Origin of the sequence: Paraburkholderia suaedae (assembly GCF_040812055.1) — a bacterium.
GTDB lineage: Bacteria > Pseudomonadota > Gammaproteobacteria > Burkholderiales > Burkholderiaceae > Paraburkholderia.
The window spans coordinates 113,741-139,819 of record NZ_JBFOAH010000018.1 but is presented as its reverse complement, the minus strand read 5'-3'; the positions used below and the strand labels follow the sequence as shown (position 1 = coordinate 139,819).

Annotated in this window: 22 protein-coding genes and 1 pseudogene; 9 read left to right on the top strand and 14 right to left on the bottom strand. The window is 60.3% G+C overall.

The window, feature by feature from the left end:
* Positions 1–119: 119 nt before the first annotated feature.
* A complete protein-coding gene (locus ABQJ48_RS23365) occupies positions 120–590 on the top strand; it encodes a GNAT family N-acetyltransferase (protein ID WP_367840367.1) in 471 nt (156 codons plus the stop codon).
* Between the two features lie 345 nt (positions 591–935).
* On the opposite strand, the pseudogene ABQJ48_RS23360 reads toward ABQJ48_RS23365, so the two are convergent.
* Both ABQJ48_RS23360 and ABQJ48_RS23355 read right to left on the bottom strand, forming a co-directional pair.
* Positions 936–1,121 (bottom strand): annotated as a pseudogene (locus ABQJ48_RS23360) (cytochrome ubiquinol oxidase subunit I); the annotation flags it as partial.
* Positions 1,122–1,198: 77 nt separating this feature from the next.
* Entirely contained in the window at positions 1,199–3,526 is a 2,328-nt protein-coding gene (locus ABQJ48_RS23355) for an FdhF/YdeP family oxidoreductase (RefSeq protein WP_367840366.1), read from the bottom strand.
* Positions 3,527–3,786: 260 nt separating this feature from the next.
* Between ABQJ48_RS23355 and ABQJ48_RS23350 the strand changes: the two genes are divergently transcribed.
* Positions 3,787–5,214: an aminotransferase-like domain-containing protein gene (locus ABQJ48_RS23350; RefSeq protein ID WP_367840365.1), complete on the top strand. Its 1,428-nt coding sequence runs from the start codon at positions 3,787–3,789 to the stop codon at positions 5,212–5,214.
* A gap of 46 nt (positions 5,215–5,260) precedes the next feature.
* Here ABQJ48_RS23350 and ABQJ48_RS23345 read toward each other — a convergent pair whose 3' ends face one another.
* Positions 5,261–6,316: an alpha/beta hydrolase gene (locus ABQJ48_RS23345; RefSeq protein WP_367840364.1), complete on the bottom strand. Its 1,056-nt coding sequence runs from the start codon at positions 6,314–6,316 to the stop codon at positions 5,261–5,263.
* 24 nt (positions 6,317–6,340) lie between these two features.
* On the bottom strand, positions 6,341–7,495 hold the full coding sequence (gene yqhD, locus ABQJ48_RS23340) for an alcohol dehydrogenase (protein ID WP_367840363.1): 1,155 nt from the start codon (positions 7,493–7,495) through the stop codon (positions 6,341–6,343).
* A gap of 790 nt (positions 7,496–8,285) precedes the next feature.
* On the opposite strand from yqhD, the gene ABQJ48_RS23335 reads away from it, so the two are divergent.
* The 7 genes from ABQJ48_RS23335 (at position 8,286) to ABQJ48_RS23305 (ending at position 15,726) form a co-directional block, all read left to right on the top strand.
* A complete protein-coding gene (locus ABQJ48_RS23335; protein ID WP_367840362.1) occupies positions 8,286–8,696 on the top strand; it encodes a cupin domain-containing protein in 411 nt (136 codons plus the stop codon).
* 1,022 nt (positions 8,697–9,718) lie between these two features.
* Positions 9,719–10,642 (top strand): extracellular solute-binding protein, encoded by a 924-nt coding sequence (locus ABQJ48_RS23330; protein WP_367840361.1) that lies wholly within the window; start codon positions 9,719–9,721, stop codon positions 10,640–10,642.
* 67 nt (positions 10,643–10,709) lie between these two features.
* Entirely contained in the window at positions 10,710–11,507 is a 798-nt protein-coding gene (locus ABQJ48_RS23325; RefSeq protein WP_367840360.1) for a molybdate ABC transporter permease subunit, read from the top strand.
* 4 nt (positions 11,508–11,511) lie between these two features.
* Entirely contained in the window at positions 11,512–12,573 is a 1,062-nt protein-coding gene (locus tag ABQJ48_RS23320; RefSeq protein ID WP_367840359.1) for an ABC transporter ATP-binding protein, read from the top strand.
* A 330-nt stretch (positions 12,574–12,903) separates the two neighbouring features.
* Positions 12,904–13,581 (top strand): response regulator transcription factor, encoded by a 678-nt coding sequence (locus tag ABQJ48_RS23315; protein ID WP_367840358.1) that lies wholly within the window; start codon positions 12,904–12,906, stop codon positions 13,579–13,581.
* A gap of 19 nt (positions 13,582–13,600) precedes the next feature.
* Positions 13,601–14,992, top strand: coding sequence for a sensor histidine kinase (locus ABQJ48_RS23310; RefSeq protein WP_367840357.1), 1,392 nt, complete (start codon positions 13,601–13,603; stop codon positions 14,990–14,992).
* Positions 14,993–15,042: 50 nt separating this feature from the next.
* A complete protein-coding gene (locus ABQJ48_RS23305) occupies positions 15,043–15,726 on the top strand; it encodes a winged helix-turn-helix domain-containing protein (protein WP_367840356.1) in 684 nt (227 codons plus the stop codon).
* 103 nt (positions 15,727–15,829) lie between these two features.
* Here ABQJ48_RS23305 and ABQJ48_RS23300 read toward each other — a convergent pair whose 3' ends face one another.
* The 10 genes from ABQJ48_RS23300 to ABQJ48_RS23255 form a co-directional block, all read right to left on the bottom strand.
* On the bottom strand, positions 15,830–16,000 hold the full coding sequence (locus tag ABQJ48_RS23300; RefSeq protein ID WP_367840355.1) for a hypothetical protein: 171 nt from the start codon (positions 15,998–16,000) through the stop codon (positions 15,830–15,832).
* Between the two features lie 21 nt (positions 16,001–16,021).
* The gene (locus ABQJ48_RS23295; RefSeq protein WP_367840354.1) at positions 16,022–16,303 is read right to left on the bottom strand and encodes a DUF4148 domain-containing protein; all 282 of its coding nucleotides are present in this window, start codon (positions 16,301–16,303) and stop codon (positions 16,022–16,024) included.
* Positions 16,304–16,466: 163 nt separating this feature from the next.
* Positions 16,467–16,784, bottom strand: coding sequence for a DUF4148 domain-containing protein (locus ABQJ48_RS23290; RefSeq protein WP_367840353.1), 318 nt, complete (start codon positions 16,782–16,784; stop codon positions 16,467–16,469).
* Positions 16,785–17,077: 293 nt separating this feature from the next.
* Positions 17,078–18,004, bottom strand: coding sequence for a LysR family transcriptional regulator (locus tag ABQJ48_RS23285; RefSeq protein WP_367840352.1), 927 nt, complete (start codon positions 18,002–18,004; stop codon positions 17,078–17,080).
* A 365-nt stretch (positions 18,005–18,369) separates the two neighbouring features.
* A complete protein-coding gene (locus ABQJ48_RS23280) occupies positions 18,370–18,642 on the bottom strand; it encodes a DUF4148 domain-containing protein (protein WP_367840351.1) in 273 nt (90 codons plus the stop codon).
* A 211-nt stretch (positions 18,643–18,853) separates the two neighbouring features.
* Positions 18,854–19,228: a hypothetical protein gene (locus ABQJ48_RS23275; RefSeq protein WP_367840350.1), complete on the bottom strand. Its 375-nt coding sequence runs from the start codon at positions 19,226–19,228 to the stop codon at positions 18,854–18,856.
* A 168-nt stretch (positions 19,229–19,396) separates the two neighbouring features.
* Positions 19,397–19,837, bottom strand: a complete 441-nt coding sequence (locus ABQJ48_RS23270) for a cupin domain-containing protein (protein ID WP_367840349.1) — start codon at positions 19,835–19,837, stop codon at positions 19,397–19,399.
* Positions 19,838–19,983: 146 nt separating this feature from the next.
* Positions 19,984–21,450 (bottom strand): efflux transporter outer membrane subunit, encoded by a 1,467-nt coding sequence (locus ABQJ48_RS23265; protein WP_367840395.1) that lies wholly within the window; start codon positions 21,448–21,450, stop codon positions 19,984–19,986.
* A 47-nt stretch (positions 21,451–21,497) separates the two neighbouring features.
* A complete protein-coding gene (locus ABQJ48_RS23260) occupies positions 21,498–22,775 on the bottom strand; it encodes an efflux RND transporter periplasmic adaptor subunit (RefSeq protein WP_367840348.1) in 1,278 nt (425 codons plus the stop codon).
* Complete coding sequence (locus tag ABQJ48_RS23255) at positions 22,772–25,933, bottom strand: efflux RND transporter permease subunit (RefSeq protein ID WP_367840347.1); 3,162 nt, start codon at positions 25,931–25,933, stop codon at positions 22,772–22,774. The genes ABQJ48_RS23260 and ABQJ48_RS23255 overlap by 4 nt, the downstream gene beginning before the upstream one ends.
* Between the last annotated feature and the right edge of the window lie 146 nt (positions 25,934–26,079).

The window sequence follows — 26,079 nt, the reverse complement described above, 5'->3', positions numbered from 1 at the left end:
GAGCCGCCCGTTTAACGGCAATAGGCATCAGTTGACGTTCGCCGGCCCTGACGGGTTGAGTCCAATCCCTCGTATCCGTCACCCTGGCGAAGACTCGCCTCACGCGATCGGCTGTTGTTATGGATCTGGAATTTAGACAGGCCGTACCCGGAGACTCGGAATGGCTATTTGACACGTACCGGCGAACGATGAAGGGTTTCGTTACCTCGGCGTTTGGCTGGAACGAGGCCCTACAACAAGCAGGATTCGCCAAGAGTCTTCGTCAAGGCACTTGCCAATTAATTACCTGCGAAGGCGAACGATGCGGATTTGTGCACTGGGACGTCGAACCAGATCTGCTGTGGCTGAGGATGCTCTGTGTCGTACCAGCAATGCAAAGCAAATCGATCGGCAGTCAAGCACTCGCCAAGGTCATATCGTTGTGCAGCGTTCTAGAAAAACCCCTGTACCTGAATGTCTTGGTATCCAACCGAACTGCTCATGACTGGTACGGGAGAATCGGTTTTGTCGAAATCGAAAACGACGGCAAGGTTTCTACTCTGGTGCTGCCTCCCCCGTCACCGCCGGCCCTAATGAAGCGGGATGTATAGCCTTCCAGGCACCATGTGCACTGGGGCAGCCTGGTTCGACGTTCGAACGTCGGCACCGCGCAGACACCGGTAGTGGTAGGTTGATACGACCAGTCTATTTTCTGAAGCGCTACGGTCCTCTTCGAGGTTCGAAATGAGGGCCGCCCGTTTGCCCCAGCCGGTCGACGCTATGTCCCATGCCGTCGACCTGGCCGGAGAACGGCGTGGCGCTGTTTCCGATCGGCGTTACACGACGCTCGCGAGCGAACGCGATGTTGCGCTGGCGTCGATATTCCTTCCAAGCGCATAGATACCCGCGAGATCGAGTGAAACGTTTTGCAGGTCCTGTAATGAATTGACCAGTTTGAGAACAAGCAGCTTGGTCCAGAAGCGCGCATGGCGATACCACACGACTTCACTCGTGCGTACCCAAAGAATTTCGACGACGAGCAGAAAGGCCGACAGACTGATCGTCAGAATCGGCCACAGGATAGGGAAGATGGCGGTCATTGCGAACTGGCCGCGCGCGAGATGTAAGGCTTCGAGTGGCATGTCGGTTACCAGGGGTAAACTGGAAATCGGGTGAGCGCGCCGGCCGGCGCGCTGCTCAATTCATGAGGGCGTTGGCCTCACGCTGCGGCGCTTGCGGCCGGCCGCGCTGACCGATGCAACAGCACCGGGACCGACTTCGAGGTCGGCGTGTTGCATACGTCGCCGACGCTCGAGAGCGGGACGAGCGGGTTCGTCTCCGGGTAGTACGACCCGATGCATCCACGCGGAATGTCGTACTCGACGACCAGGAACGAGTCGGCCCGCCGTTCGATGCCGTCGTCCCACACCGTAGTCATGTCGACCCAATCGCCGGGTTTGAAGCCGAGCATCTCCAGGTCCCTCGGATTCACGAACACGACGCGGCGTTGCCCGAACACGCCGCGGTAGCGGTCGTCTAGCGCGTAGATCGTGGTGTTGTACTGGTCGTGCGAACGGGTCGTCATCAGCGTCATCAGGCGTTCGCCGTGCAGCTTCTTAGCGCGGCGGAGCGGGGTATCCTCCTCGATCTGATGGACGACGAAGTTTGCCTTGCCGGTAGGTGTCTGCCAGTCGCGCTCGCGGGAGGCGACGCGCAGGCGAAAGCCGCCCGGATTCGCGATCCGTTCGTTGTAGCGTTCGAAGTCGTCGAGGACGCTCTCGATCGCGTCCCGCACGCGCGCGTAATCTTTTGCGTAGCCGAGCCAGTCGACTTTCGAATTTCCGAGCGTCGCGTTCGCAATGTGCGCGACGATCGCGGGTTCCGACATCAAGTTCTTCGATGCCGGGATGTTCATGCCGTAGGAGACGTGGACCATGCTCATCGAGTCCTCGACCGTCACGCCTTGCGACACGCCGCCCTGGATGTCGATTTCCGTGCGACCGAGGGTCGGCAGGATGAGCGCGTCCTTGCCGTGCACGAGATGGCTGCGGTTGAGCTTGGTGGTGATATGGACGGTCAGGTCGCAGGCGCGCAGGGCCTCCCACGTGCGCGGCGTGTCCGGTGTCGCGATCGAGAAGTTGCCGCCGAGGCCGACGAACACCTTCACATGGCCCTCGAGCATCGCTTCGATCGTTTCGACGACGTCGTAGCCGTGCTCGCGCGGCGGCTCGAAATCGAATACCTGTCTGAGGCGGTCCAGGAATGCTTGCGACGGCTTGTCTTCGATGCCGACCGTACGGTTGCCCTGCACATTCGAGTGGCCGCGAACCGGGCACAGGCCCGCGCCTTCGCGGCCGATATTGCCGCGCATCAACATCAGGTTCGACAGCATGTGCACGGTGGCAACCGAGTTCTTGTGCTGCGTGAGGCCCATACCCCATGTTGCGATCACGCGCTTGCCGTTGACGTAGATGCGCGCGAGGCCTTCGATGTCTTCGCGGGGCACACCCGATTCGGCTTCGAGCGCGGTCCAGCTTGCGGCGCGCAGATCGGTTGCGAAGGCTTCGAAGCCGGACGTGTGCTGCTTGATGAACGGAACGTCAAGAACGCGCTCGGTGCCTTGCGCGCGCGCCTCGTCATCGAGTTCGAGCACGCGCTTTGCGACGCCTTTGAGTAGAGCGAAATCACCGGAAAGCTTTGGCTGGATGAACGTCGACGCGATTTTCGTGCTCGACATCGTGAGCATTTCGAGCGGGTGCTGCGGGCTTGCGAAACGCTCCAGCCCTCGCTCTTTCAGCGGATTGATCGACACGATGGTGGCGCCGCGTTTGGCGCATTCGCGCAGCTCGCCGAGCATGCGCGGGTGGTTCGTCGCGGGATTCTGGCCGAAGATCAGGACCGTATCGGCGAGTTCGAAATCGTCAAGCGTGACGGTGCCCTTGCCGACGCCCACCGTGGTGGGCAGGCCGCGGCTCGTCGCTTCATGACACATGTTCGAGCAATCCGGAAAGTTGTTGGTGCCGTACATGCGCACGAACAGCTGATAGAGGAATGCCGCTTCGTTGCTCGCGCGGCCCGACGTGTAGAACGCTGCCTGGTTGGGGTTGCCGAGCGCATTCAGGTGCTTCGCGATGAGCCCGAACGCGTCGTCCCAGGAGATCGGCTGGTACTTGTCGGAGAGCGCGTTATAGACCATCGGGTCGGTCAACCGGCCGTGCCGTTCGAGTTCGTAATCGGTTTGCTTCATCAGCGTCTCGACCGTGTACTCGTCGAAGAACGCGGGCGTCACGCGTTTGCTGGTCGCCTCGGCGGCAACCGCCTTCACACCGTTCTCACAGAACTCGAAAGTCGAAGTGTGTTGGCGGTCCGGCCACGCACAGCCGGGACAATCGAAACCATCAGGCTGATTTTGCCTGAAGAGAGTCTTGTAGTTGCCGCCTGCGACCTTCTCCTTGATCAGATTGATGGCAACGTATTTCAGTGCGCCCCAGCCGGCGGCCGGGTGATGATAGGGCTCGATGCGACCTTGCGGCTTGGATTTTTCCATGACGTCACCTCCGTAGACTTTACGCTTTGCTTGCGTCCTGGCAGTCGGGGCGTATCGCGTCGCGCGTGCAGTGACTGAAGGTTAAAAGTCTTCGACCATGGGCAAAGCGCACAAATTTGTGGTGATGAAAAGAGTACAGTTCAGGTACGACGCCGTGTCCAGAAAACTGTGCCCTCGAAGAGTACAGTTGGCCGCTGAACGCGGGAGGCCGAGACGCAGCCCGCGCCGGGATGGAAGGTCGCCCCAACTGGAGAAAGTCGGTGAACTTATACGAGAGGTTGGCGAAAGACATCGAACGCCAGGTCCGGCGCGGCGTGTTTCGCCACGGTGATCGCATCCCGTCGGTCAGGCAGACGAGCCAGCATCACAAGCTCAGCATTACGACAGTGATCCACGCGTATTTGCTGCTCGAAAGCAAGGGCATCATCGAAAGCCGTCCACAATCCGGGTACTTCGTTCGTCTCGCGCCGGCCAGCGCAGGAAATCAGGCCGCGAACGAGCTGCTGACTTCGAAGCCGATCGCGGTGTCCGCGCAGGTGGACGTAAGCCGGCTCGTGCTGTCCACGCTGCGCTCGATCGGAACGGAGTCGGCCGTGCCGCTGGGCTCGCCTTACCCCGATCCAAAGTTGTTCCCACTCGACAAGATCAACCGCTATGCCTACCGCATCGCGCGACGCAAGACGCAGTGGGGTCTGGCCGCTGAACTACCGCCGGGGAATCCACAATTGATGCGACAGATCGCGCGCCGCTATCTGGAGAACGGCGTGACGGTGGATCCCAACGAGATTGTCGTGACGCTCGGCGCGACTGAAGCCATCAATCTGTGCTTGCAAGCCGTCGCGAAGCCCGGTGATACGGTGGCCGTGGAATCGCCGACGTTCTACGCGATGCTGCACGCGATCGAGCGGATGGGAATGTACGCGATCGAAGTCGCGACGCATCCTCGTGAAGGAATTGATATCGGCGCGCTTTCTGGGCTTCTCGACACGCGTCGTATCGCAGCGTGCATGGTGATGCCGAATTTCCAGAATCCCCTCGGGTTCCAGATGCCCGACGAGAGAAAGCGCGATCTGGTCGAACTGCTTGAGCGGCACGACGTGCCGGCTATCGAAAGCGACGTCTACAACGAACTCTACTTCGGCAACTCGCATCCCAGTCCCCTCAAGTCGTACGATACGAAAGGGCTGGTACTGCACTGCGCATCGTTTTCCAAAAGCCTGACGTCCGCGTATCGGATTGGCTGGACGATTCCCGGCCGTTACCGGGACCAGGTTGAAAAACTCAAATTTCTCAATACACTGACGACACCGTGGGTGCCACAGCTCGCGATCGCCGAATACCTGGAGAAGGACGGCTATGAACATCACTTGCGGCGCGTACGCAAGGCGTTTGCGCAGCAGGCCGACCTTATGGTTGCGACGGTCAGGCGGTTTTTCCCCGAAGGCACGCGCACGTCTCAGCCGATGGGTGGGTACGTGCTGTGGGTCGAGCTGCCGCCAGACGTGGACTCGATGAAACTCTACCAGCTCGCGCTCGAACAAGGCATTACGATCGGGCCCGGCTATATGTTCTCCACCACGAACAGCTACCGCAATTTCATCCGGCTCAACTACAGCTATACGTGGTCGCCCGAAATCGAAAAGGCGCTGATCACAGTCGGCAAGCTCGTCGGCGTGTGCATGCGCTAAGCGTCGACATGTCGAGAGGAGCGCAAGCGCTCCTCTCGAATGTGGATCAATGGCCGAGGTGCTTGTCGAAGAATTGAGTGATTTCTGCGAATGCCGCTTTATCCTCGGGCACGCGATCATCCATCTGGTACTGAGCGTGCGACATTCCGTCGAAGACTTCGAGTTGTGCATTGACGCCGGACTGCTGAAGCTTCTGGTGCACACGGACCGTGTTGCTGAGCAGCAAGTCGCGTGTTCCCGTGGTCAGAATCGCCGGCGGAAAGCCATGCATATCTCCGTAGACGGGTGAGAGCAGCGGGTCCTTCAGATCATGACCGTTCGCGTAGACAACCGCCGCGGCATGGCAGAACCCACTGGGCGACACCAGCACGTTGTCCACCTTTTCGTTCGTGTAGAACGAGTCGCCAGTCTTCGTCAGGTCGGACATCGGCGTACCGGGCGCGATCGCACCCGGCATTTTCAGCCCTTCCTGCTTCGCGCGCAGCATCAGCTCAAGCACGAGTGCGCCGCCGGCCGAGGTCCCGAAAACGCCGACATTCTTTGGGTCGTTCGTCTGGAGCACCGACTTGTACACAGTCTCTGCGTCGTCGAGCGCGGCGGGGAAATAAGCCTCCGGCGGCATTCGGTAGTCGACCGAAATGACCTTGTAGTGTCCAAGACCCGCCATGATGATGGCCTCGCCCGTGCCCGACTCGCCTGGAAAGAGCTCATAGCAGCCGCCATGGATATGAACCAGCACCTTGTCGCGATGTTCGGGCGGAATATAGTTGGGCGTCACGATGTGCACCCTCACGCCGTTGATCGTCGACGCCTGCACCGTCACGTCCAGACGCGCGCGCATGGCCGGGAGCGTTTTCATGACCTTTGCGGCCTGTGCGTCGGCAGCCGTTCTCCATTGCTCGCCCGTCGACCACAAGACATTCCAGGCGGGATTCAGTGGCGCCGCGATCAGCTTTTGCAATTGGGGGCTGACTTCCGTCGGCACCGGAATGGTCTTCGCGGGCGCCTGCCGAGGCGCAAGCGTACCGTCGTCGGCAAGCGCCGCGCCGGAAACCGCCGCGAAGGCGGCGCACGCGAGCAGGACGAATTTAGTTAGCGTCATCGTAGAGCTGGCTCCGGTTCTGGCTTAAAAGGCCACCTGATAGACCTTGCGGCTGACTTCCGGCGTGACGTCGCCGTGCTCGCCTAATGCGACCATGCCGTGCTCCGTCAGTTTGGCGATCAGTGTGTCGACGGAATCCCCGCCGATCTGGTAGTCGCGCAGTCGAGTTCCGACGGTCATCGTCTCGAAGAACATACGGGTTGCCGTGATCGCCGCTTCGATGCGTTCGTCCTCGCTGCCCTCGGTGATGTTCCATACGCGCTCAGCGTACTGCAGCAACTTCGCGCGTTTCTGTTCCTTGCGCACGGTCAGCATTGCCGGCAGTACGATGGCCAGCGTTTGCGCGTGGTCGAGCCCATGCAGCGCGGTGATCTCGTGGCCCAGCATGTGTGTGGCCCAGTCCTGCGGCACGCCGGCGCCGATGAGCCCGTTCAGCGCCAGCGTCGCCGTCCACATCAGGTTCGCGCGCACGCTGTAGTTGTGAGGGTCGGCGAGCGCTTGTGGGCCGACTTCGGTCAGCGTGATCAGCAACCCTTCGGCAAAGCGGTCCTGCACCTTTGCATCGACCGGGTAGGTCAGGTATTGCTCGACGGTATGGACGAACGCATCGACCACGCCGTTGGCGATTTGCCGAGGCGGCAACGAATAGGTCGTGGTCGGGTCGAGCACCGAGAAAAGCGGATAGGTTGCGTCGCTCGTGAAAAACAGCTTATCGCCCTTTGCGCGGTAGCTGATGACGCTACCATTGTTCATTTCCGAACCTGTCGCGGGTAGCGTCAGCACGCTGCCAAACGGCACCGCATCGCGCACCGGAGCCTGCTTCGCAAGAATGTCCCATGGTTCGCCGTCAAACTTCATCGCCGCCGCGATGAACTTCGTCCCGTCGATCACCGAGCCGCCGCCCACCGCCAGGAGAAAGTCGATGTTCTTCTCACGGGCGAGCGCAACCGCTTCCATCAGCGTTTCGTAAGTGGGATTCGGCTCGATGCCGCCGAACACGTGCCACGCGCGCTCACCAAGCGCGGCCTGTACTTGCGCGAGCACACCGTTGCTCTTGATGCTGCCGCCGCCACACGTGATCAGAACACGCGCGTTGCGCGGCACATTCGCGTCGAGCGCGGCAATCTGCCCTTCGCCGAAAATGATCTTCGTGGGATTTTGAAACGTAAAGTTTTGCATAAGTTGCCTTTCGTGCAATTTACATGACCGGCCGTCTTAAACTTACTGAAAGAATGTGACGGGCTAGCCACAAGGAGATGAGGGCGATCGAGACGTTAGGGGCGGATTTGAAAAACAGATGGGGCATCAGGTACACGCAGGCTTTCAGCGGTTCGACCAAATCTTCCCTTTTATTCGCAACAGGCTACCTTCCCACGCGTTCGAGAAGAAGTCCGCCCGCGCGTCTGCGGACAAATCGTTGCGCGCAGAAACGTGGTTGTTGCCGCGGCGTAGGTATTCGGCTTTTGCAATCTGAGACTTCTACTGTACGCAGACAAAGTGTCCTGGAACTGACCGGGTGATGACGTTTTCGTTATCTTCTTTCAGTATTCGTTGTCGATACGCTGAACGTGCAGGGAAGGCCGTTGAGCATTTTCTGATTACCCATGCGATGGTGGAGAGCGGCGCGGGCCATAGTTCGTGCTGGTCATGGTTCCCTCTGCGCCGTGTCCGGGGCGAGACTTGGCGAGAACCGATATCGATGCCGGAAAGTGACCTGGAAGGCATGTCCCGTTCGACTATGCACCGGTACGGAAGTGGTTCCCTGTGGACCACGGCCGCATTTGGCAAATCTCATTTGCCAAATGCGGCCATTTCGCGGCTCCGCTTCCACGTGGCAAGCTGTAGTCAGCCGCGGCGAACAGGACGAGTGCATAGACGACTTGATCCAGATACATAACGCGACGTCCACGCTACCGGACGGTACAACGCATCGATTTGTTCGTCGCCTCACCACACAATGGAGATTGAATTGTTCGATTTTTTCGATATAAAAGAGATCATTAGCCAATTCCCGGACGAGGCGGATAGTACGATTGTTGACGTCTATCTCACCGATGAACCCTCTGCAAGCTCACGGATCTTTCGTGTCTATTACCCTATTCCTCGCCACTACCACGAAACGTGCGAAGAACATCTGTACCTCCTGACCGGAAAGGTTGCCTTCGCGATCGAGGACGAAGCGCCCCGCGTCCTCACTGCGGGCCAGCTAGTGACCTTTGAGCGGAACACTGTACACGCGATAACTGAAATAATAGAGTCGCCGGCAATCTTCTTTACAGTTGACGCTCCTCGTCGTGTGCCCACTGATGTCGTGTATGTTAATCCGGACGACGAACAAATCCGGCCTTTCGTGACCCACCTGGAAGCAACAAGAGGTTAGCGTGCAGGTGCAGGGAGTCAGTCTGATCAACGGGCCGTTTCGTGCTAGTAGTCTGGGCGGTCTACCATCCGAACGTATAAGCGCACTATATCCAAGTAGGACCGCAGTGACCGTTCGTAGAATGGTTTTCGTGCAGCCGTCGGTCTATCTTGATTCCATGGACTTGCCGATTTCATATGAATGTCAGCCGGTCCAATGTTGTGCGTAACTGGGTTTATATGAGTAGCAAGCCGCGCGACGAGTACACGTTCGTCCCCGCTGAACAAGAACGTGTATCGCCGGACTGTTGACCTTAGCCGAATCTATCTCCAGTGAGTCAGCAGAACTGCGGAAGAGCGCCGCGAAAAGCGTCGCCGTCGCATATCAATACGAGGACTACTGAAATGAACGCGTTGGAGCAGTGGCACCGCCGCCCGATGGAGGTCCGTGTCCTGGATCGCTGCAATGAATGCGGCAAGTTGAAAGTAGACGTTCGGGAGCGCGTGAGCCTTTGGCCCAACATCACCGCCGTCTCCTGTGCGAAGTGTTTCGCCGAAATGACAGAGGAAGGCAGCGGATGTGCAGCCTGACAGGAGCCGACGATGACCGGAATGATCGTAACTGCGGGCCTGTCCGCATGGGGCATTCTCGTGCTGTTCGCCTGCGCACTATGCCGCGCTGCAGGTGATGCTGATGGTCGAATAGAATCCAGGCCGTCGCAGACCGTCAGGAGACGGTCGCTGTCATGCGAGCGGAACCGTACCCGGTAGCATGAGTGCCCAGTGGGGCGCCTTAAGCCTATCTCCTTACATAGGAGTTGTGCGCCGCCGTGTGTGCATCGCCTGAATGATATGGACCGTCCTGGGCGGCGGCGCGAAGGTCGAGATAACAACCATGCAATCCGCGAGATTGAAGTATGGCGGTTTGCAGGCGCGGCGGAGGTGCCTTCGGGATCGAGTAAGCGGCGGCAAAATTCCGGTAAATGAACGAGACGTAGATCACCGTCTGAGCGAGATCGAATATTGAGGACAAACCGGATGACGATGTCTGAGCTGCGCAAATGGGTCGGCATGTTGGTGACCTGCACATGCCTCTTTGCGACAGCAACAACGCACGCGGCCGACGTTTTTCGTGTTGCCTATGCCGGCTCGATGGGCGTGGTGATGGACCGCTTCATCGGCCCGACATTCGCGAAGCAGAACGGCGTTGAGTATCAGGGTATTGGTCAGGGCGCTTACGCACTCGCGCGGCAGTTGCAGGGCAAACTGTTGCAGGCCGACGCGTTCATTTCCATAACGCCGGGACCGATCGACATCCTCAAACAGGCCAACATGATTGGACCGGCCGTGCCGGTGGCCAGCACCGAGATGGTGATCGCGTACAGTCCTCATAGCAGATTCGCCCCTCAACTCGCAGCTGCATCAGAGGGCAAAAAGCCGTGGTATGAGGTACTGCGCACGCCGGGGCTGCACTTCGGACGCACGGACCCGGCCACCGATCCGCAAGGCCAGAACATCATTTTTACGATGTTGCTGGCCCAGGATCTTTACAAGCAGCCGGGGCTGGCCGAGCAGATCCTCGGCGATTACCAGAATCCGCAGCAGATTTTCGCTGAACCTTCGCTGCTTTCTCGCCTGGAAGCCGGGCAGATCGACGCCTCGTCGGGTTACCTGAGCGCGACGCGATCCCACAACTTGCCGTTTATCGCACTGCCGGATGAAGTCAATCTGAGCAACCCGGACATGGATGCGAAGTGGTACAAGACGGTGCAGTTCAGCATCAAGCTGCCCAGCGGCAAGGCGTTAACGCTCAATACCCAGCCACTGGTGTTCTATGCAACGGTGCTTAAAGATAGCAAGCAGCCCGCGCTGGCCGAAAAGTTCGTGCAGTTCCTGACAAGCCCCGAAGGTCAGAAGATGCTGCGGGACAACGGCTACAGCCCGCCGAAGGGCGGCCCGATCCAGTGACGGTCGGACAACGCGAAGATTTGCATCCGCAGGACCATTCAAACATCAACGTGAGGTTTAACGCAGCATGAACGCGCTAGCCGGTTCCGAAGCGGCAGACGGTCTGCCGCGCGCACGCGCGCCGGCGCTGATCAGCGCACTCACGCTCTTGTTGATCGCCGGGCCGTTCTTCGGTCTGGCGTTTGTCACGCACTGGCGCAGTTTTTATTTCGCTCCCGGCGATACTGGCGCGGTTGCTGTATCGCTTGGGTACAGTCTGATCTCGCTCCTGCTGATCATTGCAATGGGTACGCCCCTGTCGTGGTGGCTGGCCCGACAATCGTTCCGCGGCAAATGGATGCTGGAAGCCATCATCCTGCTGGCGTTGCTTACACCGCCGCTGGCGATGGGCATTCTGCTGACGGCGCTGTTCGGCCCCTATGGCCCGGTAGGCAGTCTGGTGGCACGCACCGGCTTCGAGCTGACCAACTCCGCCGGGGCTTTCGTGCTGGCGCAGTTCTACGGAGCGTTGCCCTACTACGTAGTTGCGGCCCGCGCCGCATTCGAGGGCGTGCCGCGTGAGCTCGAACATATCGCGCTCACGCTCGGCAAATCGCCGTGGCAAACCTTCTGGCAGGTGAGCATGCCGCTGGCGCGTCTGGGCCTCGCTGCCGGTGTCGCGCTGGCTTGGGTGCGCGCGTTGGGCGAGTTCGGCATCGTATTGATCCTGGCCTATTACCCTCAGGGCATTCCGGTCAAACTTTGGGTCAATCTGCAGGACATCGGGCTGACTGCAGTGTACCCGTTGCTGTGGGTGTTCTTTCTGGTGGCGATGCCATTGCCTTTGATACTTGGCCTCGCTTCGCGGCGCCAGCGACTGTTCTGAACCCATGCGCATCGATTACCGCATCGACCGTCCCGTGCGATTGGAGGCCAGCTTTGAGGTCGAGGGTTTCACGGTGCTGCTCGGGCAAAGCGGCGAGGGCAAAACCACACTGCTGCGTGCCATCGCGGGCCTGCTGCCAGCCCAGGGCGAGCCCTTCGGCGGGCTGCCGCCGCAGCATCGTGCAATCGGCTATCTGCCACAGGGATACGCGTTGTTTCCGCACCTGCGGGCGTGGGAAAACGTGGCGTTTGCACTGCCGCGTGGATCGCACAGACGCGCGCAGGCGATGGAACTCCTCGCGCGCGTACGACTCGCGCAGGTCGCCGACCATTACCCCATCGCGCTGTCCGGCGGCCAACAGCAGCGCGTCGCACTGGCACGAGCGTTGGCACGCAAGCCGCAATTGTTGCTGCTTGATGAGCCAACCTCCGCTCTCGACGCCGCGACGCGCGACGAGGTCATGGCCGAACTCATCTCTGAGATGCACGAATTCGGTTTGCCCGCGTTGGCGGTCAGTCATGATCCGCATCTTGCGATGCTTGCGGACCGCGTTGCGGTGATGAGCGGGCGACGCATCGTGCAGCAGGGCACGCCCGAGCAAGTGTTGTCCCGACCGGCGAGTGTGGCAGTCGCGCGGTTGCTCGGACATCGCAACGTCTTCACGGCTCTCGTTACCGGGCATGAAGCTGCTACAGGAACGACCGTACTGCAGTGGGACACAGCAAACGGCTCGACATTGCGGGTGCCGCAGCAGGCGGGGCTGGCAGCGGGTCAACGGGTTCACTGGATGATCCCTGCGGCGGCTGTGCGACTTCCGTCAGCGAAGGCGGAGCAGTACCGCAGTGGCAACCCTGTCGTCGGCCGGGTTGAAACCTTGCTGAATCTCGGCGCGCTTTGCCAGGTCGCCTTGCGTTGTGGCGCCGAACAGTTGTGGCTGGCCGCGCCGCTCAATCTGGTACGTCATCACCGCCTGACGCCCGGCCAGGAGATCACCGTCGATCTGAGAAGCAACGGCCTGCTGTGCTGGCCGCACGCGGATCGCCCTGGATCCGGGGGGCATGCCTGATGGCGTCGACATACGCTGCCCGTCTCGCAGTGCCGGTGCGTGGGACCGGTGATCCTGGTTCGGCGATTGCCCTGGCGTTATTCAACATGGTTACCCGGACGGTGTCGCACGTTTCGAAGCGTCAGGAACGTCCGCGCCTTCCGGTGGCTTCGACACGAAGCGTCCGGTCTTTATATTTTTTTTCATCGAAATGCTGCGGTTGCGCCCCCGGTATAACGCTAACCTTGCGTTTGCAAAACGCACGCGAAAATCGTGCGGGCTTTCGCCTGCCGGTGCGACTTTTTAACCAACGCCATTTATCCGGTATCGGCCGGTGCCCCAGGCAGACCTATGTTGCGAGTGCTCACGATTGAAGATGACGATATCGCCGCAAACGAAATCGTCAATGAACTGACGCGACGCGGATACGCCGTCCGGCGCGTCAGCGATGGGCGCGATGGCATGACTCACGCGCTCAACGACGAATACGACATCATCACCCTCGACCGGATGTTGCCCGGAGTCGATGGTCTGACGATATTGAAGACGATGCGCAGCATCGGCATTACCACGCCCGTCCTGATGGTGAGCGCGCTGGGCGACGTCGACGAACGTGTGAGGGGGTTGCGCGCGGGCGGCGACGACTATTTGACGAAGCCATTCGATCCGGAAGAAATGGTTGCGCGGCTGGAAGTGCTGCTGCGCCGACGAGCGTCGCCGCCCGCGCAGTCGGAAACGGCGCTGAGGGTCGGTCCCATCGAACTCGACCTCATCTCCCGCAAGGTCACGCGTGACGGGCAGGAGATTCTTCTGCTGCCGACTGAGTATCGGGTGCTTGAGTACATGATGCGCCATGCCGGCCGAACGATCACCCGTACGATGCTGTTCGAGGCGGTATGGGGCTATCACTTCGATCCCGGCACGAACCTGATCGACGTCCACATGGGAAGGCTGCGCAAAAAGATCGATCCGGCGGGGACACAGCCCATGATTCAGACAGTACGCGGCTCAGGCTATATCTTCGGCTAATCGATCATTCGCTAACCAGATGACTACTGAACCTCGCTCAAGCCTGGGGCGCCGCTGGCATACGGCGAGCTTTCGGCTGCTGTCGGCCTATGGGCTGATGTTCGCGATCACGGTCATGACGCTGCTCGCCGTGCTGTCTTTTGTCGTGACGGGGGAAATGGAGCGCCAGAACGATATCGTGATGAAGTGGCAACTAGCCTATTTCGATTCACTTCCGCATGACGAGGTCGCCCGAGCCGTTCAGCGTCGTATCGAGCACGAGCGTATGCATGTGGACTACTACGGACTGTTTACGGCGCAGGGGAAGCATATTGCGGGCGACGTGGTGCGCCTGCCACCTGAAGTGCCGACCGACCGCCGTCCCGTCACGCTGGGCCACACGCTGCCTGTCGGCGAGGGGTTGAGTGCACCCGTGGTGCGCGTCATGGCGAATCACACCAGCAACGGCGACATTCTGGTTGTGGCGCGCGACCTCACGCATATCATCGGGATCCGCGACGACATCGTGAAGACGCTGGTCATTGCCGGCGTATTCTGTCTGATCGCCGGGATGATGGGAGGCCTTGCGTTGAGCTCGCGGCAAGCGCGCCGCGTCCGAGCCGTCCGGCGGGTCACGCAGCAGATCGCGCGAGGCGATCTGCGTCAACGGTTGCCCGTGGGCGGGCGGGATGAACTCGACATGCTGGCGCATCTTGTCAATCACATGCTCGACGAGGTCGAACGGCTGATGACGGAAGTAAAAGACGCGTGCGACGGCATTGCGCACGACCTGCGTACGCCCCTTGCTCATGTGCGCACGCTGCTGGCTCACATCGACGAGCGCGCGCGGCCGTGTGGGGACTCCGCGCTTCTCGACCTGCTGTCACGCGCGCGCACGGAAACGGATCAATTGCTCGAGCGCTTTCGCGCCATGTTGCGCATTTCGGAGATCGGCGCGTTGCAACGTCGTGGAGGCTTTGCACAGATGCAACTGCAGGATCTGGTGCGCGACATCTGTGAACTGTACGAGCCGCTTGCCGAGACGCGCTCGATCGCATTGACGGTGCAGACAGAACCCGTCAAGCGCATTCACGGCGACCGGGCATTGCTCTTCGAAGCGTTGAGCAATCTCGTCGATAATGCGGTGAAATTCACGCCCGACAGCGGGGCAGTCACAGTCGAACTGAGGCAAACCCCCCGCGGTCCGCAGGCGGTCGTGACCGACAACGGGCCCGGCATTCCGAGTGCCGAACGCGGGGCGGTCATGCAGCGCTTCTACCGCGCCGAGCAAACGCGGCATCTTGCGGGATCGGGACTCGGTCTGAGCGTCGTATGCGCCGTCATGAGGCTCCACGACTTCCGGCTGATCCTGGAAGACGCCACACCGGGCACCCGTGTGACGGTCGAGTGTTGGCCGCACACACTCGTGTAGTCCGCCGTGTCCTGATTCGTAACTGAACCCATCGATTTCGAGCTGATCGCATGCGCATCCTATTGGTGTCACCGGCCATTCCCGAAGCCGGCTGGTTACACAAGGCATTCCAGGAAAGTGCACATAGTCTGCAACGTGCCGAGGACACGCGCGACGCGCTGTTCGTGGCGTCTCATGAGCCCTTCGACGCTGTCGTCCTGCTGGCTGCCGATGCAGCCGCTCAGGCCGCGATGCTCGCTGCCGTGCCGCTGTTCGCGAGTCTGCCGAATAGTGCCATCGTCGTGGCGATGGTGCGCTCAATCGCCCCACAGGATCGGATCAACGTGCTGCGTGCCGGTGCCGACGCCTGTCTGTCGTACCCGTGGTCGTTTATGGAAATTCACGAGCGGATGCTGGCGTTGTATCGATCTTCGCTGAAGGCGGCGAACGAAACCGTCACGGCGCCCGCACTCCTGACGCTCGACGCGGCAACGCGGGAACTCGTCGACGCGAATGTCCGTCTTCCCCTGACCAAGCGTGAATACCAACTTCTCGAATGTCTGCTGCGCCAGCCGGACATGCCAGTGCCGCGCGATCAGTTGATCCGGTATGCATGGTCAGAAAAGGAAGATGTCGACCCCGCAAGCGTCAATTTGGTGGTTTCGCGTCTGCGCAGGAAGCTGGCGCAACGATTCCCCCATGTTCAGATCGGCACGGTGAGCCGCTTCGGTTATCGGATCTCTGGCGCGCGCTAGCCTGTCCGGCTGCCGGTGGGCCGATTGTGTTTCAGGGCCGGGCCCGTGTTGTTTCATTGCCGGATAACAGAATGCCACGCAAGCGGGCATTCTGTTTTAACGCTCACGATCCGAAGTAGATGTTGCAAAAGCTCGCAGGTCCGACGCAACCGCCGGCGTCCTGTGTGTTTTGCGCCGCGCAGCCCGACAGCAGCACGGTGACGGCGAGTGCGAGGCGCGCTGCATGCCGGTATAGCGCGCGAGGCTGGCGAGACTTGATTATTGCTGCGTTCATGAAGGCTCCCTGCAGCAGCGCTCAGCCGCCGGCGTAGACAGTCGAATTCAGGTAGGCGAGTTGTCCGTCCTTCTCGGCGTGAACGAGTTCCTGATAGACCTGGGCACGCGTCTTGGGTTGAACTGCTTCATCATACGGCGGCACCCCCTGCCCTGGCTGAGCAGGCACTGCAGCCTGCGCGACCTGTGGCGCAGCCGTGGCAGTGGCGCTCCCGGTACTGAGATTGCTGGGGGTGTTCTGTGCAAATGCCGAATTGCACAGGATCACACTCAATGCGGCCGCAGCCAAAGTGAGTTTATACATAGTCATTTTCCATATTAAGCCGATGGGTGGCCGGTGCAGCTTCATTGCATCCGACAGAAATCAGGATAGACAACTGGGACTAGCGCTTTGGCGATACCAGCATGAAGAGATATTCATGTGTCGGTCATGCCGAGCGCGGACGTACCCCGCGTCGACAGATCCGCTATTGCGTGACATCGGCTTGTGTCGACATCCTGGGCTGCACGGCGCTTACGCAGTCGGCTTCATACTTGAGGTGCAGCTTCTGCTCGGCTTCTTCGATCGGAACCGGATAGTCCACATCGTCACCGTTCGACGGCTGATAGCCGACGGATTCCAATTCGCTCAGTTCGTTCATCAATTGCGCGTGTGTGACGGATCCTTTGAGCGGCGTGAAAGGATAGTCTTCACACTGTTGAGGCGTCAGTTTGCCGGCGGCGAATGCAGAAGTCGTGAGGGCAAGCAGTGCGGTACAGACGAGGGTCTTGAATGTGCCATTCATGATGGTCATCTCCAGAAAGAACGGGAAGGCACACGCGGCGATGGCGGTGTGGTTCGGCGCAGACCGTGTGGAACACGAGACGGTCGCTATGCAGCGTAAAGGAGTGTGAGTCGCAGAACGGCTTTGGAGAAATGAAGGTTTTTTTAGACGACGCCGTGCGGGCGCAGCAGCTGATTCACCTGCAGCAGGATGGGCAACTCGCCAATCTGAATAAGACAGCCTACGCACATCACTGATGCGTGACGGACATCGGGTGTTCTCCCCGTCGCCCGAACTGCATTGCGCAACCTGGCTTAGGCCACTTCGCGTAGTGGCACAGAGGAATTCCTGGCGCGGAAGAAACCGACCGAGAACTCGATGAAGGTGCGCACTTTTGCAGTCAATTGAGTGCGGCCAGAATAGACGATCGACACGGTACGCGGGCCGTCGTTGAGACGATACTGCTCGAGAACGCGCACTAGCGCGCCTCGTTCGAGATCGTGGCCGATGAGCGGCATCGGCAACAAAGCGATGCCCAGATGGTTGAGGGCGGCTGCATGCGCCACCGCATGACTGGGTGTGCGCAGCGCATTGCGCGGCGCCTGCACACGGTAGATTTCTGTGCCGTCCGTCAATTCCCATGTGCGGGCGGCGCCGTCGGAAGCGATGAGCAGGCTGTGTGAGCCGAGCTCGGCGGGTTTGGCGGGTGCACCGCGCCGTACCAGGTAGGTACGCGACGCCACGAGCATTTCCTCGAACTGAACGAGTTCCCGGCTCACCATCGACGAGTTGAGTTGACGGCGTGTATCCGTGAACCCGATATCGAATCCGCCTTCGATCATATCGATGTGCGAGTCGAAAGGGGATACGTCGAAGTCAATGAGCGGCTGCGTCTGGTGATAGGCAGCGAGTAGCCCGAAAAGCTGCGATGCCGCGAACGTCGCGGAAGTGCCTATCCTCAACGTTCCGTGCGGGGAGCGCGTCGTTTTGACTAGACTCGACTCGACTTCGTCGAACGTGTCAATGATCCTCCGGCATCCCTCGAGATACTCGGCGCCCGCTTCGGTCAATGAGAGGCAACGCGTCGAACGGTTGATGAGACGCAAGTTCAAATGCGCTTCCAGCATGTTGATACTGCGGGTCACTGCAGCGGCGGACATACCCAACTGACGCGCGGCGAGCGCGAAGCTGTTCAGATCAACCACGCGCATGAACACGCGCATTCCCTGAATCTGATCCATTTGAAAGGCTCCAGGTCGTCGATGCCTTGCATCATCGGGCCTAGCGACTAACTTTCACCCGGCATGTTTGTGAAGAAATGTTTAGACAGGGAACGCAACCTGAACGGTGGGCGAGACGGGGAACGAGTAGCGTCGCGTGCTTGCGACGAGATGGTCACCGCATCGCTAACGTCGCATGCGGTCGGCACCTTTTGGGGCGGTTCACTTTCCTGTATTTCCCGGAATAAGCGTTGCGTCGGCAGCGCAGCCCGACACCATCGCACCGGCTGCGACCAGCACAAGTTGCAGCCGAGCTGCGCGAGACGTCGCGCTTTCGACCGACCGCTCTCCATCGTGTGCGTCGTCTCGTCGTGACCCGGATGAGTTTAGCCGTGTGAGTAGAGCTCAGTGTTCAGGTACTGCTCCTGGCCGTCTTTCTCTGCCTGAATCAGCTCCTGATAGACCTCTGCACGCGTCTTGCCGGCCACCGGCTGACCATACGGAGCGGACCATTGGCCGGCTTGCGCTGCGGGGGCGGGCGGGTCGGCCGGCGCGGACAGCGTGCCGGCTGGGGCGTTCGCGAGCGTGGCGGTCTGCGCGAAGGCGGAACCGCAGAACGCTGCGCAGGCAAGGGCGAGGGGGATCAGAGGAAGTTTCATGTCGCATTCCTTTAGAGGTAGAAGAGCTTGGCCACCGCGCGCCAATGTCAGCGCTTTGCAACGGTCAGAGTCGAGTGTAAGCAGGGGTCGATAGCGGTTCGGCCGCACGACCGTGAAATTTTTTTCATCCGGCGGGGTGCGTGTGAGCGTTTTTTCGACTCGTCAGCGAATCGCTCCCAATGTGAAGCATTGTTCGCACTAGACGCGTCGCTCAGTTCGGCATGCCGTTCGTTTCCAGCGATGCTTCCATGTGCATCGTCAACGCATCGATCAGTCTGATCAGACTTTCCTTCGGCACCGCGAACCCGGCCCAGTTGAAGCCCGTATGTCGGAAAAACACGACCGCGCCTTCAAACAGCGGATGCTTTTCGGTGTACCAGCACGGATCGACCTCGACCACGTAGCGATGCCGGTGCGAGACTTCCTTTGACACCTCGGGGCGCATCCGGGCGCGCAACAGCGCAAGCTGTTCGATCAACGCGTCTACGTTGGGTACGTCGAGCAGCGCGGCGCTGGGGCCGATTGTGACGCGCAGCGCTTGATCGCCGTATTCGTTGATAAGTTCCACTTGCATTGGATGAGACATATCGACTCCTGCGACTGGCTAACCGGCAGAAGTATGCGCGTTGGGCGCACGGCGTAAGTGGAAAACGGATTCGAAAATGATGAAACTTGTTTCACCGAACGTGCGCGACGCAGTGTAAAAAAAGTTCATCCGTTTCACAAGCGATCGTGTTTTCTCCATCGCGCAATCTCACGTATCACCTCGCGAACGTGACAGAGCCTTTCCGTCGACCATGATCGCCCACTTGGCCTGCTCGTGCCAGTGCATCTCGCGCACGCCGTTGGCCGCGAGACACACGCTGACGCCCGAGATGTCTTCCGCAATCGCAAAGTCGTCCTGCATCAGTTCACCCGCCCATCCGCCGTTCTGATAGTGTCTGTGCGCGTTGCTGAAGGAGGTCGAGCAGGTCGGCATGCCATCGACGTGCGTGGGAGGCGTATTCTGAAACGATGGGAACTGGTCCGCGAGCGTCCGGCTTTGCGGGCCCGGACCGCTCAGGCTGGTAGCGCTCTTCGCGTTGATCCGGCCTTCGCGTGGCCGGTTCTGGTTGCCGGACGAATCTGCATTGGCAGTGGCGGCCGCTGATGCAGCAGCGCCTACCAGAACCTTACGTCTAGACAGGTCAGTCATCTTCATTTCCTTTACGGGTGATTGAAGCGGTTTCGACAAGTTGATTCAAGTTTCTGCGTAGTGTGTATAGGTAATCAGGATGCCTAATTTGCATCGATTGGGCCTGCAGTTTTTACGAACCAGTCAAAGCCGGTCACGCCGCATCGTCAATTCGGTTCGCGAACGTCACCTGGCGCGTGGTGAAACGCAACCGGATTGAAGGGGATCGTCTGCTTCGAGGTCGGCAGATCCGCCGTGCTCCAGCCACCGCCCACCGCGCCAATCAGCCCTGCAGCTGCTTGCAGTTGGCGGGTCTGCACCTGAACCGTTGCGAGCTCCGCGCTCAGCGCGGCGACCTGCGCAACCGTCACACTGAGGTAGTTGTCCAGACCGTTGGTATAGAGGCGCAGCGCGAGGTCCTGCACCTTGAGCGCAGCCTTGAGCGCATCTTGCTGCTGGGTGTTCTCCGAGACAAGACTGTTCGTCAGTAAGAGCTGGTCCTCGACCTCGCGAAACGCCTGCAGCACAGTCGCGCGGTAATTGTCTGCGGCCTGCGCGAACGCTGACTTGCTCTGCTGTTCCTCCGCTCTGCGCAGTCCACCCTCGAACAGCGGAAGCGCGGCCGACGCGCCGATCGACCACAGGCTGTTGGGCAGGGAAGCGAGCCCACCGAAGGCGTCGTCCTCGAATCCCGCATTGGCGCTCAACTGAATGTTCGGATAGAACGCCGCACGCGCCACGCCGATCGCCGCATTTTCTGCCGCCATCTGTCGCTCGGACTGGGCGATATCGGGGCGCCGTTGCAGCAGAGCGGAGGGTATGCCCACCGGAATCGTGGGAATCGCCAGCGATGCCAGTCCTTTGGGGGGCAGGCTGAAGGTCGACGGGTTTTCGCCTGCGAGCACGGCGATCGCGTGTTCGAGCACACCGCGCTGCGCCTGGATATCGGTATCGGCCGCCTGTGCCGAGGAGAGCTGGTCCTGAGCCCGCTCGACGTCGAGACCTGCCGCAATCTTCCCCGCAAAGCGCAGCTTCGTGATCTTGAGCGCTTCGCTGTAATAGGCGAGCGTTTTCGTGTAGACCGCATGCTCCGAGTCGAGCCCCCGCAGCGCCATATAGTCATTGGCCAGTTCGATTTCGAGGCTCAACCGTGCTGATGCAACCATCGCCGCAGTGGCCTGGGCGTTGGCCTTCGCATAGCTGGTCCGATTGCGAATCTCGCCCCAGAAATCTGGCTCCCACGACAGGGCCGCCCCGTAGCCGAGCGAACCTTCCTCACTCGGTCCGGCTCCGGCGGCGCGGAACAATCGGTGCTCGGATTGGCGGTTCTTCGATCCATACGCCTGGGCACTCAACTGCGGAAACAATTGCGAGCGGGCCTCGCCCACGATATCCCGCGCCTGGGTGTAGGTTTCCTCCGCCGCCTGAAGATTGGGGTTGGCGGCATTCAGGCTCGCTTCCAGGGTATTGAGTTGTTCGTCGCCGAACATGTTCCACCAATCACCCTGCGCGAGCTGCGCTTCCGGATGCGCGAGCGCGAAGGGGCCCGTTCCTTTGTAACTGGCGGGCAGCGCCATTTGCGGCGGCGTATAGGGTGGCGCAAGGCTGCATCCGGCAAGCGGACCGAGCAGCATCAGGGTCGTGGCGACGGCAAGACGGCAACGAGGATTGAAGTAACGCATCATCTTGGCTCGCTCGTGGCAGCCGCGACGTTGGCTTGCTGATTCCCGCTTGAATGCGCCGGCTCAGATGCCGAGGTTCGGACCTCCGCTTGGGGCGCGATGCCCGGTACGCCACTTACGATTTGCACTTTCTCGCCTTCGAGGGTGCCCGCCGAAGGATTGGCGACGAAGCGGTCGGTTGGTTTCAGGCCAGAGAGCACTTGAACGTTCTGGCCAAGATTCAGCCCGAGCTTGACGTTTTGCAGGTGCACCCTGTCATCCGAACCGATGACCGCCAGCTGCATGCCCTGGTCGCGGAACAGCAGCGCCTGTTCGGGCACGACGAGCACGCTCTTGTTGGTGGGCACGACAAATCGAACCGTCGCATAGGTGCCGGGCCAGATCAGATGGTCCGGGTTTTGAGCCACCAATTCCGTGATGACGGTTCGCGTCTGCGGGTTGAACGCGTTCGCGGTCGTCAGGAGCGTCGCATTGAACTGGCGGCCCGGATACTGAGGCAGGGTGAAGGTCGCCTCGAGGTCCGGCTTCAGCATGTCCGCATAGTCCTGCGGCACGGAAACGAAGAGCCGCATCTTGTGTATATCCGCTACTGAGAACAGCTCATCCGCCGTCCCACGGGAACTCACGTCACCGCCCGCGGCGTTCACATAGTTGCCTACGTCCGTGTCGCGCGAGGTGACGACGCCGTCGAAAGGCGCCACGATATTCTTGAACCCCTCGAGCGCCTGGTAGCGCGCGAGGTCATGCCGGGCTGCCAGCACTTGAGCCTTCTTCGCTGCGGCATCCGCGACTTTGACGTCCACCTCCTCCTGCGCGACGGCTTCCGTGCCCGCAAGTGCCTTCCAGCGCTGCGCCGTCACGTCGGCAAGCGTGCCGTTGGTTTTCGCCACGTCGAGATTCGCGACCGCCGTCTGGTACTGCTCGTCGACGGTAGGCGCATCAATCGTGGCGAGCAAGGTACCGGCCTTGACGAACGCGCCGTAATCCACGTACCACTTGTGCACGTAGCCGGTAATCTGCGCATAGATCGGGGCGGTGTACCAGGCCTTGATGTTGCCGGGCAGCGTGATCGTTCGCGTGGCGGGTCCTGACATAGGCGTCATAACCTGAACCTGCGGTATGGACTCCTCGTCCGCGACCGACTTGAGATCGGTGACATTGTCGTGGCGTTCGACGATGCCGCGGACAACGAGGCCGGCAAGAACAAGCGCGGCAATTGCGGCGGACCACTTAGATCGGGTTCGGCTCGGGGCCACAAATTCGCGATTTACGTTCATAGATAGGACTCCGTGGCTTTCTTGTCGTTGCGATGCATCATCGCGAATACGCAGGGAACAAAGAGCAAAGTTGCGAACGTCGCGACGAGAAGTCCACCAATGACCGCGCGTCCGAGCGGTGCGTTTTGAGTATTGCTCATGGACATCGGGAGCATCCCGATGATCATCGCGAGGGCGGTCATCAAAACCGGGCGAATACGGGCGTATCCGGCTTCGATGGCCGCGGCGATCGCATCACCGTGTTCCGCGAGGCGCTCACGGGCATACGACACGACCAGGATCGAGTTGGCCGTCGCCGTGCCCATGCACATGATTGCGCCCGTGAGCGCAGGCACCGAACCGTTCGTATGTGTGAGGAAGAGGCTCCAGACAATGCCGGCGAGCGCTCCTGGCAATGCCGTGATGATGATGAAAGGGTCGAGCCATGACTGGAAATTGACGACGATTACCAGGTAAACCAGCAGCACGGAAAGCGCCAGTCCCCCGAGAAGTTGCACATACGCGCTGTTCATCGTCGTAGCCTGGCCGCGCAGATGCACGGTCGCGCCTTGCGGCACTTGCGCATTCATCTCCTTCACCACCTGTTCGACCTGATCGTAGACAGCGCCGAGGTCGCGCCCCTGGTTGCTGACGTAGATATCGACCGAGGGCAGGATGCCGTAGTGAGACACCAACAGAGGCGTGCCGGTTTGCGTTATGGTGCCGAGTGCGCCCAGCAACTGCGACGGCTGTCCACCTGGATTCCCGTTGCCCTGATTGATCGGAATCGTCTCCAGGTCGTTCGTCGACGCGAGCTGGTCTTGCGGCGTCTGCATGTTGACGAGGTGCGAGACGCCGTTCGTCGTGTCGAGCCAGTACGTCGGCGCGGTCTGCCCGCTGCCGGACAGCGTCGCAAGCGCGTTATTCGCGATGTCGGCTTCCGTCAGGTTCATACCGGAGGCAAGCGAGCGGTCCGCGGCAATCCTGAGCGTCGGCTCGTTGAACGCCTGTTGAATGCGGACGTCGGCGCTGCCCGGAATCTTGCGGATGCGTGCCGCCAGCGTCTGCGCGAAGGCCATGTTCTGCGCTTGTCGGCGGCCCGAGATCTGCACATCGATTGGCGCGGGCAGGCCGAAGTTCAGGATCTTGGCCGTGATGTCGCCGGGCAGGAAGCTAAACACCGTGCCGGGAAACAGCGTTGGCAGTGCGCGGCGCAGCTTGGACCGGTAGTCCTCCACAGGCGACTGTCCATCCTTCAGACTGATCGTAATGTCGCAGTCCTGCGGACCGATCGTGCCGTCGGAGGTATAGGCCAGGTTGAGGCTGCTGGAGGGCAGACCGCAGTTATCGACGAGATTGGCGACGTCGCCCGGCAGGATCTTCCGGATCTGGCCATTGACGAGCACCGCAATCTTCGATGCATCTTCAAGCCGTGTACCGATCGGCGCGCGCATATGCAAATCGAGTTCACCCGATTTGATGCTTGGGAAAAAGTCTCTGCCGAGGAAAGCCAGCAGACTCATCGACGCGAGCGCAAAGGCAACGAAGCCTATGATGAAGCGCTTGCGATGAATCACCGCGGCGGTCAGAACGTCTCGATATTGATCGCGAAAGTGCAAGAAACCCTGCTCGAAGCGTCGCTGAAACCGGGTGAAGAAGCCAGGGTTGCCTTCGTGCTCATGCCCGTGCGCTTTGACCTGGCCGCGCAACAGCCATGCGGCCATCGTCGGCACCAGCGTGCGCGAGAGGATGAACGAAGCGACCATCGCATAGATGATGGCTTCGGCAAGCGGGCGGAACAGATACCCTGAGATGCCGCCCAACTGAAACAACGGCAGCCACACAATACAGATGCACAGCGTCGCGACGAGCGTCGGCACAACGATCTGGTTTGCCGCCGCAATGATTCCCTCTTCCAGATCGGCGCCCGTTTCAAGGTGGGAATCGATGTTTTCGATCATGACGGTCGCGTCGTCGACCAGAATACCGACCGCGAGCGCCAATCCGCCAAGCGTCATGACATTAATTGTCTGCCCGGTGTAGTGCAGTACCAGGATCGAAGACAGGATCGCGAGCGGAATCGACGTCGCAACGATCAACGTCGAACGCCAACTGCCGAGAAAGAGCAGCACAGTCAGTCCTGTCAAGATGGCTGCGGTGATCATCTCCTGAACTACCTCTTGCACGGAATCGCGCACGAACCCCGAGGCATCGTTGAGCGGCGTAATCTTCACACCCGGAGGCAGCGTCCGGACAATGCCGGGCAGCGCCTGCTTGATGCCTGCCACCACGGCCAGTGTCGAAGCGTCGCCGCTCTTGAAAATCTGGATCAGCACCGACTGCTTGCCTTTCACCAGGACCGCGTTCGTCTGCGGTGGCGCCCCGCGATGCACGTAGGCGACGTCGCGCAGATAGACCGTTGCGCCGTTTACCGTCTTGATCGGCATGTCGTTGAACGTCGGCACGGTGAGAGGCGTCGAATTCGTTTCAACCATGAAGTCGAGGCCGCCGATCTTCTGGTCGCCCGCAGGAAGCACCACGTTCTGCGACCTGAGCGCCGCCGCTACATCTGCGGCCGAGAGGCCGTGCGCCAGCAGCTTCGCCTGGTCCAGATCGATTTCGACGTTCAATGAAGCGCCCCCATACGGATTGGGGATTGAGACACCCGGCACGGCCACCAGTTGCGGGCGGACCAGATTAGACGCCATGTCGTACACCTGCGCAGCCGTCATGTTCGGCGCAGAGACCTGAAGGTCCAGCACCGGGACCGAGGACGCGTTGTACACCAGCACTTGAGGCGGCGTGATGCCCGCCGGCATTTGCTTCAGCACGGTCTGCGAGATGGATGCAACCTGGGCCTGGGCGGCGGCGATGTCGGTGCCAGGTTGAAAGAAGATCTTCACGATGCCGGCACCGTACAGGGACTGGCTCTCGATGTGCTCGATGTTGGCCACCGTCGCGGTCAACGCGCGCTCGTAGTAGTAGACTACGCGGCCGGACATATCCTGCGGGGACAGTCCGTTGTAGTTCCACACGACCGCGATCACCGGGATGCGGATGGCGGGAAAGATGTCCGTCGGCGTCTTCAATACGGCCATCGCGCCGAACAGGATAATGAGGATGCTCATCACCACGAAGGTGAGGGGGCGGCGCAAGGCAACCAGGACAATGGCGTTCATGTAAAGGTGTCTGTGTCGGATGAGCATTGCGTCGGCGCCCTGATCCTGCGGGAACCGACGAGGTGTATCAGCAGAGGCGATGATCGGGGGTGCGGCATAAGCAAACATCGCCACTCAGATTAAGGTTTATTTAGTTAGCGTTTCGC

Coding starts and splice junctions, on each gene's coding strand:
- ABQJ48_RS23355 (WP_367840366.1), bottom strand. CDS start 3,526: ATGGAAAAATCCAAGCCGCAAGGTCGCATCGAGCCCTATCATCACCCG.
- ABQJ48_RS23300 (WP_367840355.1), bottom strand. CDS start 16,000: ATGAACGCAGCAATAATCAAGTCTCGCCAGCCTCGCGCGCTATACCGG.
- ABQJ48_RS23280 (WP_367840351.1), bottom strand. CDS start 18,642: ATGAAACTTCCTCTGATCCCCCTCGCCCTTGCCTGCGCAGCGTTCTGC.
- ABQJ48_RS23325 (WP_367840360.1), top strand. CDS start 10,710: ATGAACGCGCTAGCCGGTTCCGAAGCGGCAGACGGTCTGCCGCGCGCA.
- ABQJ48_RS23290 (WP_367840353.1), bottom strand. CDS start 16,784: ATGAATGGCACATTCAAGACCCTCGTCTGTACCGCACTGCTTGCCCTC.
- ABQJ48_RS23310 (WP_367840357.1), top strand. CDS start 13,601: ATGACTACTGAACCTCGCTCAAGCCTGGGGCGCCGCTGGCATACGGCG.
- ABQJ48_RS23365 (WP_367840367.1), top strand. CDS start 120: ATGGATCTGGAATTTAGACAGGCCGTACCCGGAGACTCGGAATGGCTA.
- ABQJ48_RS23260 (WP_367840348.1), bottom strand. CDS start 22,775: ATGAACGTAAATCGCGAATTTGTGGCCCCGAGCCGAACCCGATCTAAG.
- ABQJ48_RS23320 (WP_367840359.1), top strand. CDS start 11,512: ATGCGCATCGATTACCGCATCGACCGTCCCGTGCGATTGGAGGCCAGC.
- ABQJ48_RS23270 (WP_367840349.1), bottom strand. CDS start 19,837: ATGACTGACCTGTCTAGACGTAAGGTTCTGGTAGGCGCTGCTGCATCA.
- ABQJ48_RS23255 (WP_367840347.1), bottom strand. CDS start 25,933: ATGAACGCCATTGTCCTGGTTGCCTTGCGCCGCCCCCTCACCTTCGTG.
- yqhD (WP_367840363.1), bottom strand. CDS start 7,495: ATGCAAAACTTTACGTTTCAAAATCCCACGAAGATCATTTTCGGCGAA.
- ABQJ48_RS23305 (WP_367840356.1), top strand. CDS start 15,043: ATGCGCATCCTATTGGTGTCACCGGCCATTCCCGAAGCCGGCTGGTTA.
- ABQJ48_RS23275 (WP_367840350.1), bottom strand. CDS start 19,228: ATGTCTCATCCAATGCAAGTGGAACTTATCAACGAATACGGCGATCAA.
- ABQJ48_RS23315 (WP_367840358.1), top strand. CDS start 12,904: ATGTTGCGAGTGCTCACGATTGAAGATGACGATATCGCCGCAAACGAA.
- ABQJ48_RS23265 (WP_367840395.1), bottom strand. CDS start 21,450: ATGCTGCTCGGTCCGCTTGCCGGATGCAGCCTTGCGCCACCCTATACG.
- ABQJ48_RS23285 (WP_367840352.1), bottom strand. CDS start 18,004: ATGGATCAGATTCAGGGAATGCGCGTGTTCATGCGCGTGGTTGATCTG.
- ABQJ48_RS23295 (WP_367840354.1), bottom strand. CDS start 16,303: ATGTATAAACTCACTTTGGCTGCGGCCGCATTGAGTGTGATCCTGTGC.
- ABQJ48_RS23345 (WP_367840364.1), bottom strand. CDS start 6,316: ATGACGCTAACTAAATTCGTCCTGCTCGCGTGCGCCGCCTTCGCGGCG.
- ABQJ48_RS23330 (WP_367840361.1), top strand. CDS start 9,719: ATGTCTGAGCTGCGCAAATGGGTCGGCATGTTGGTGACCTGCACATGC.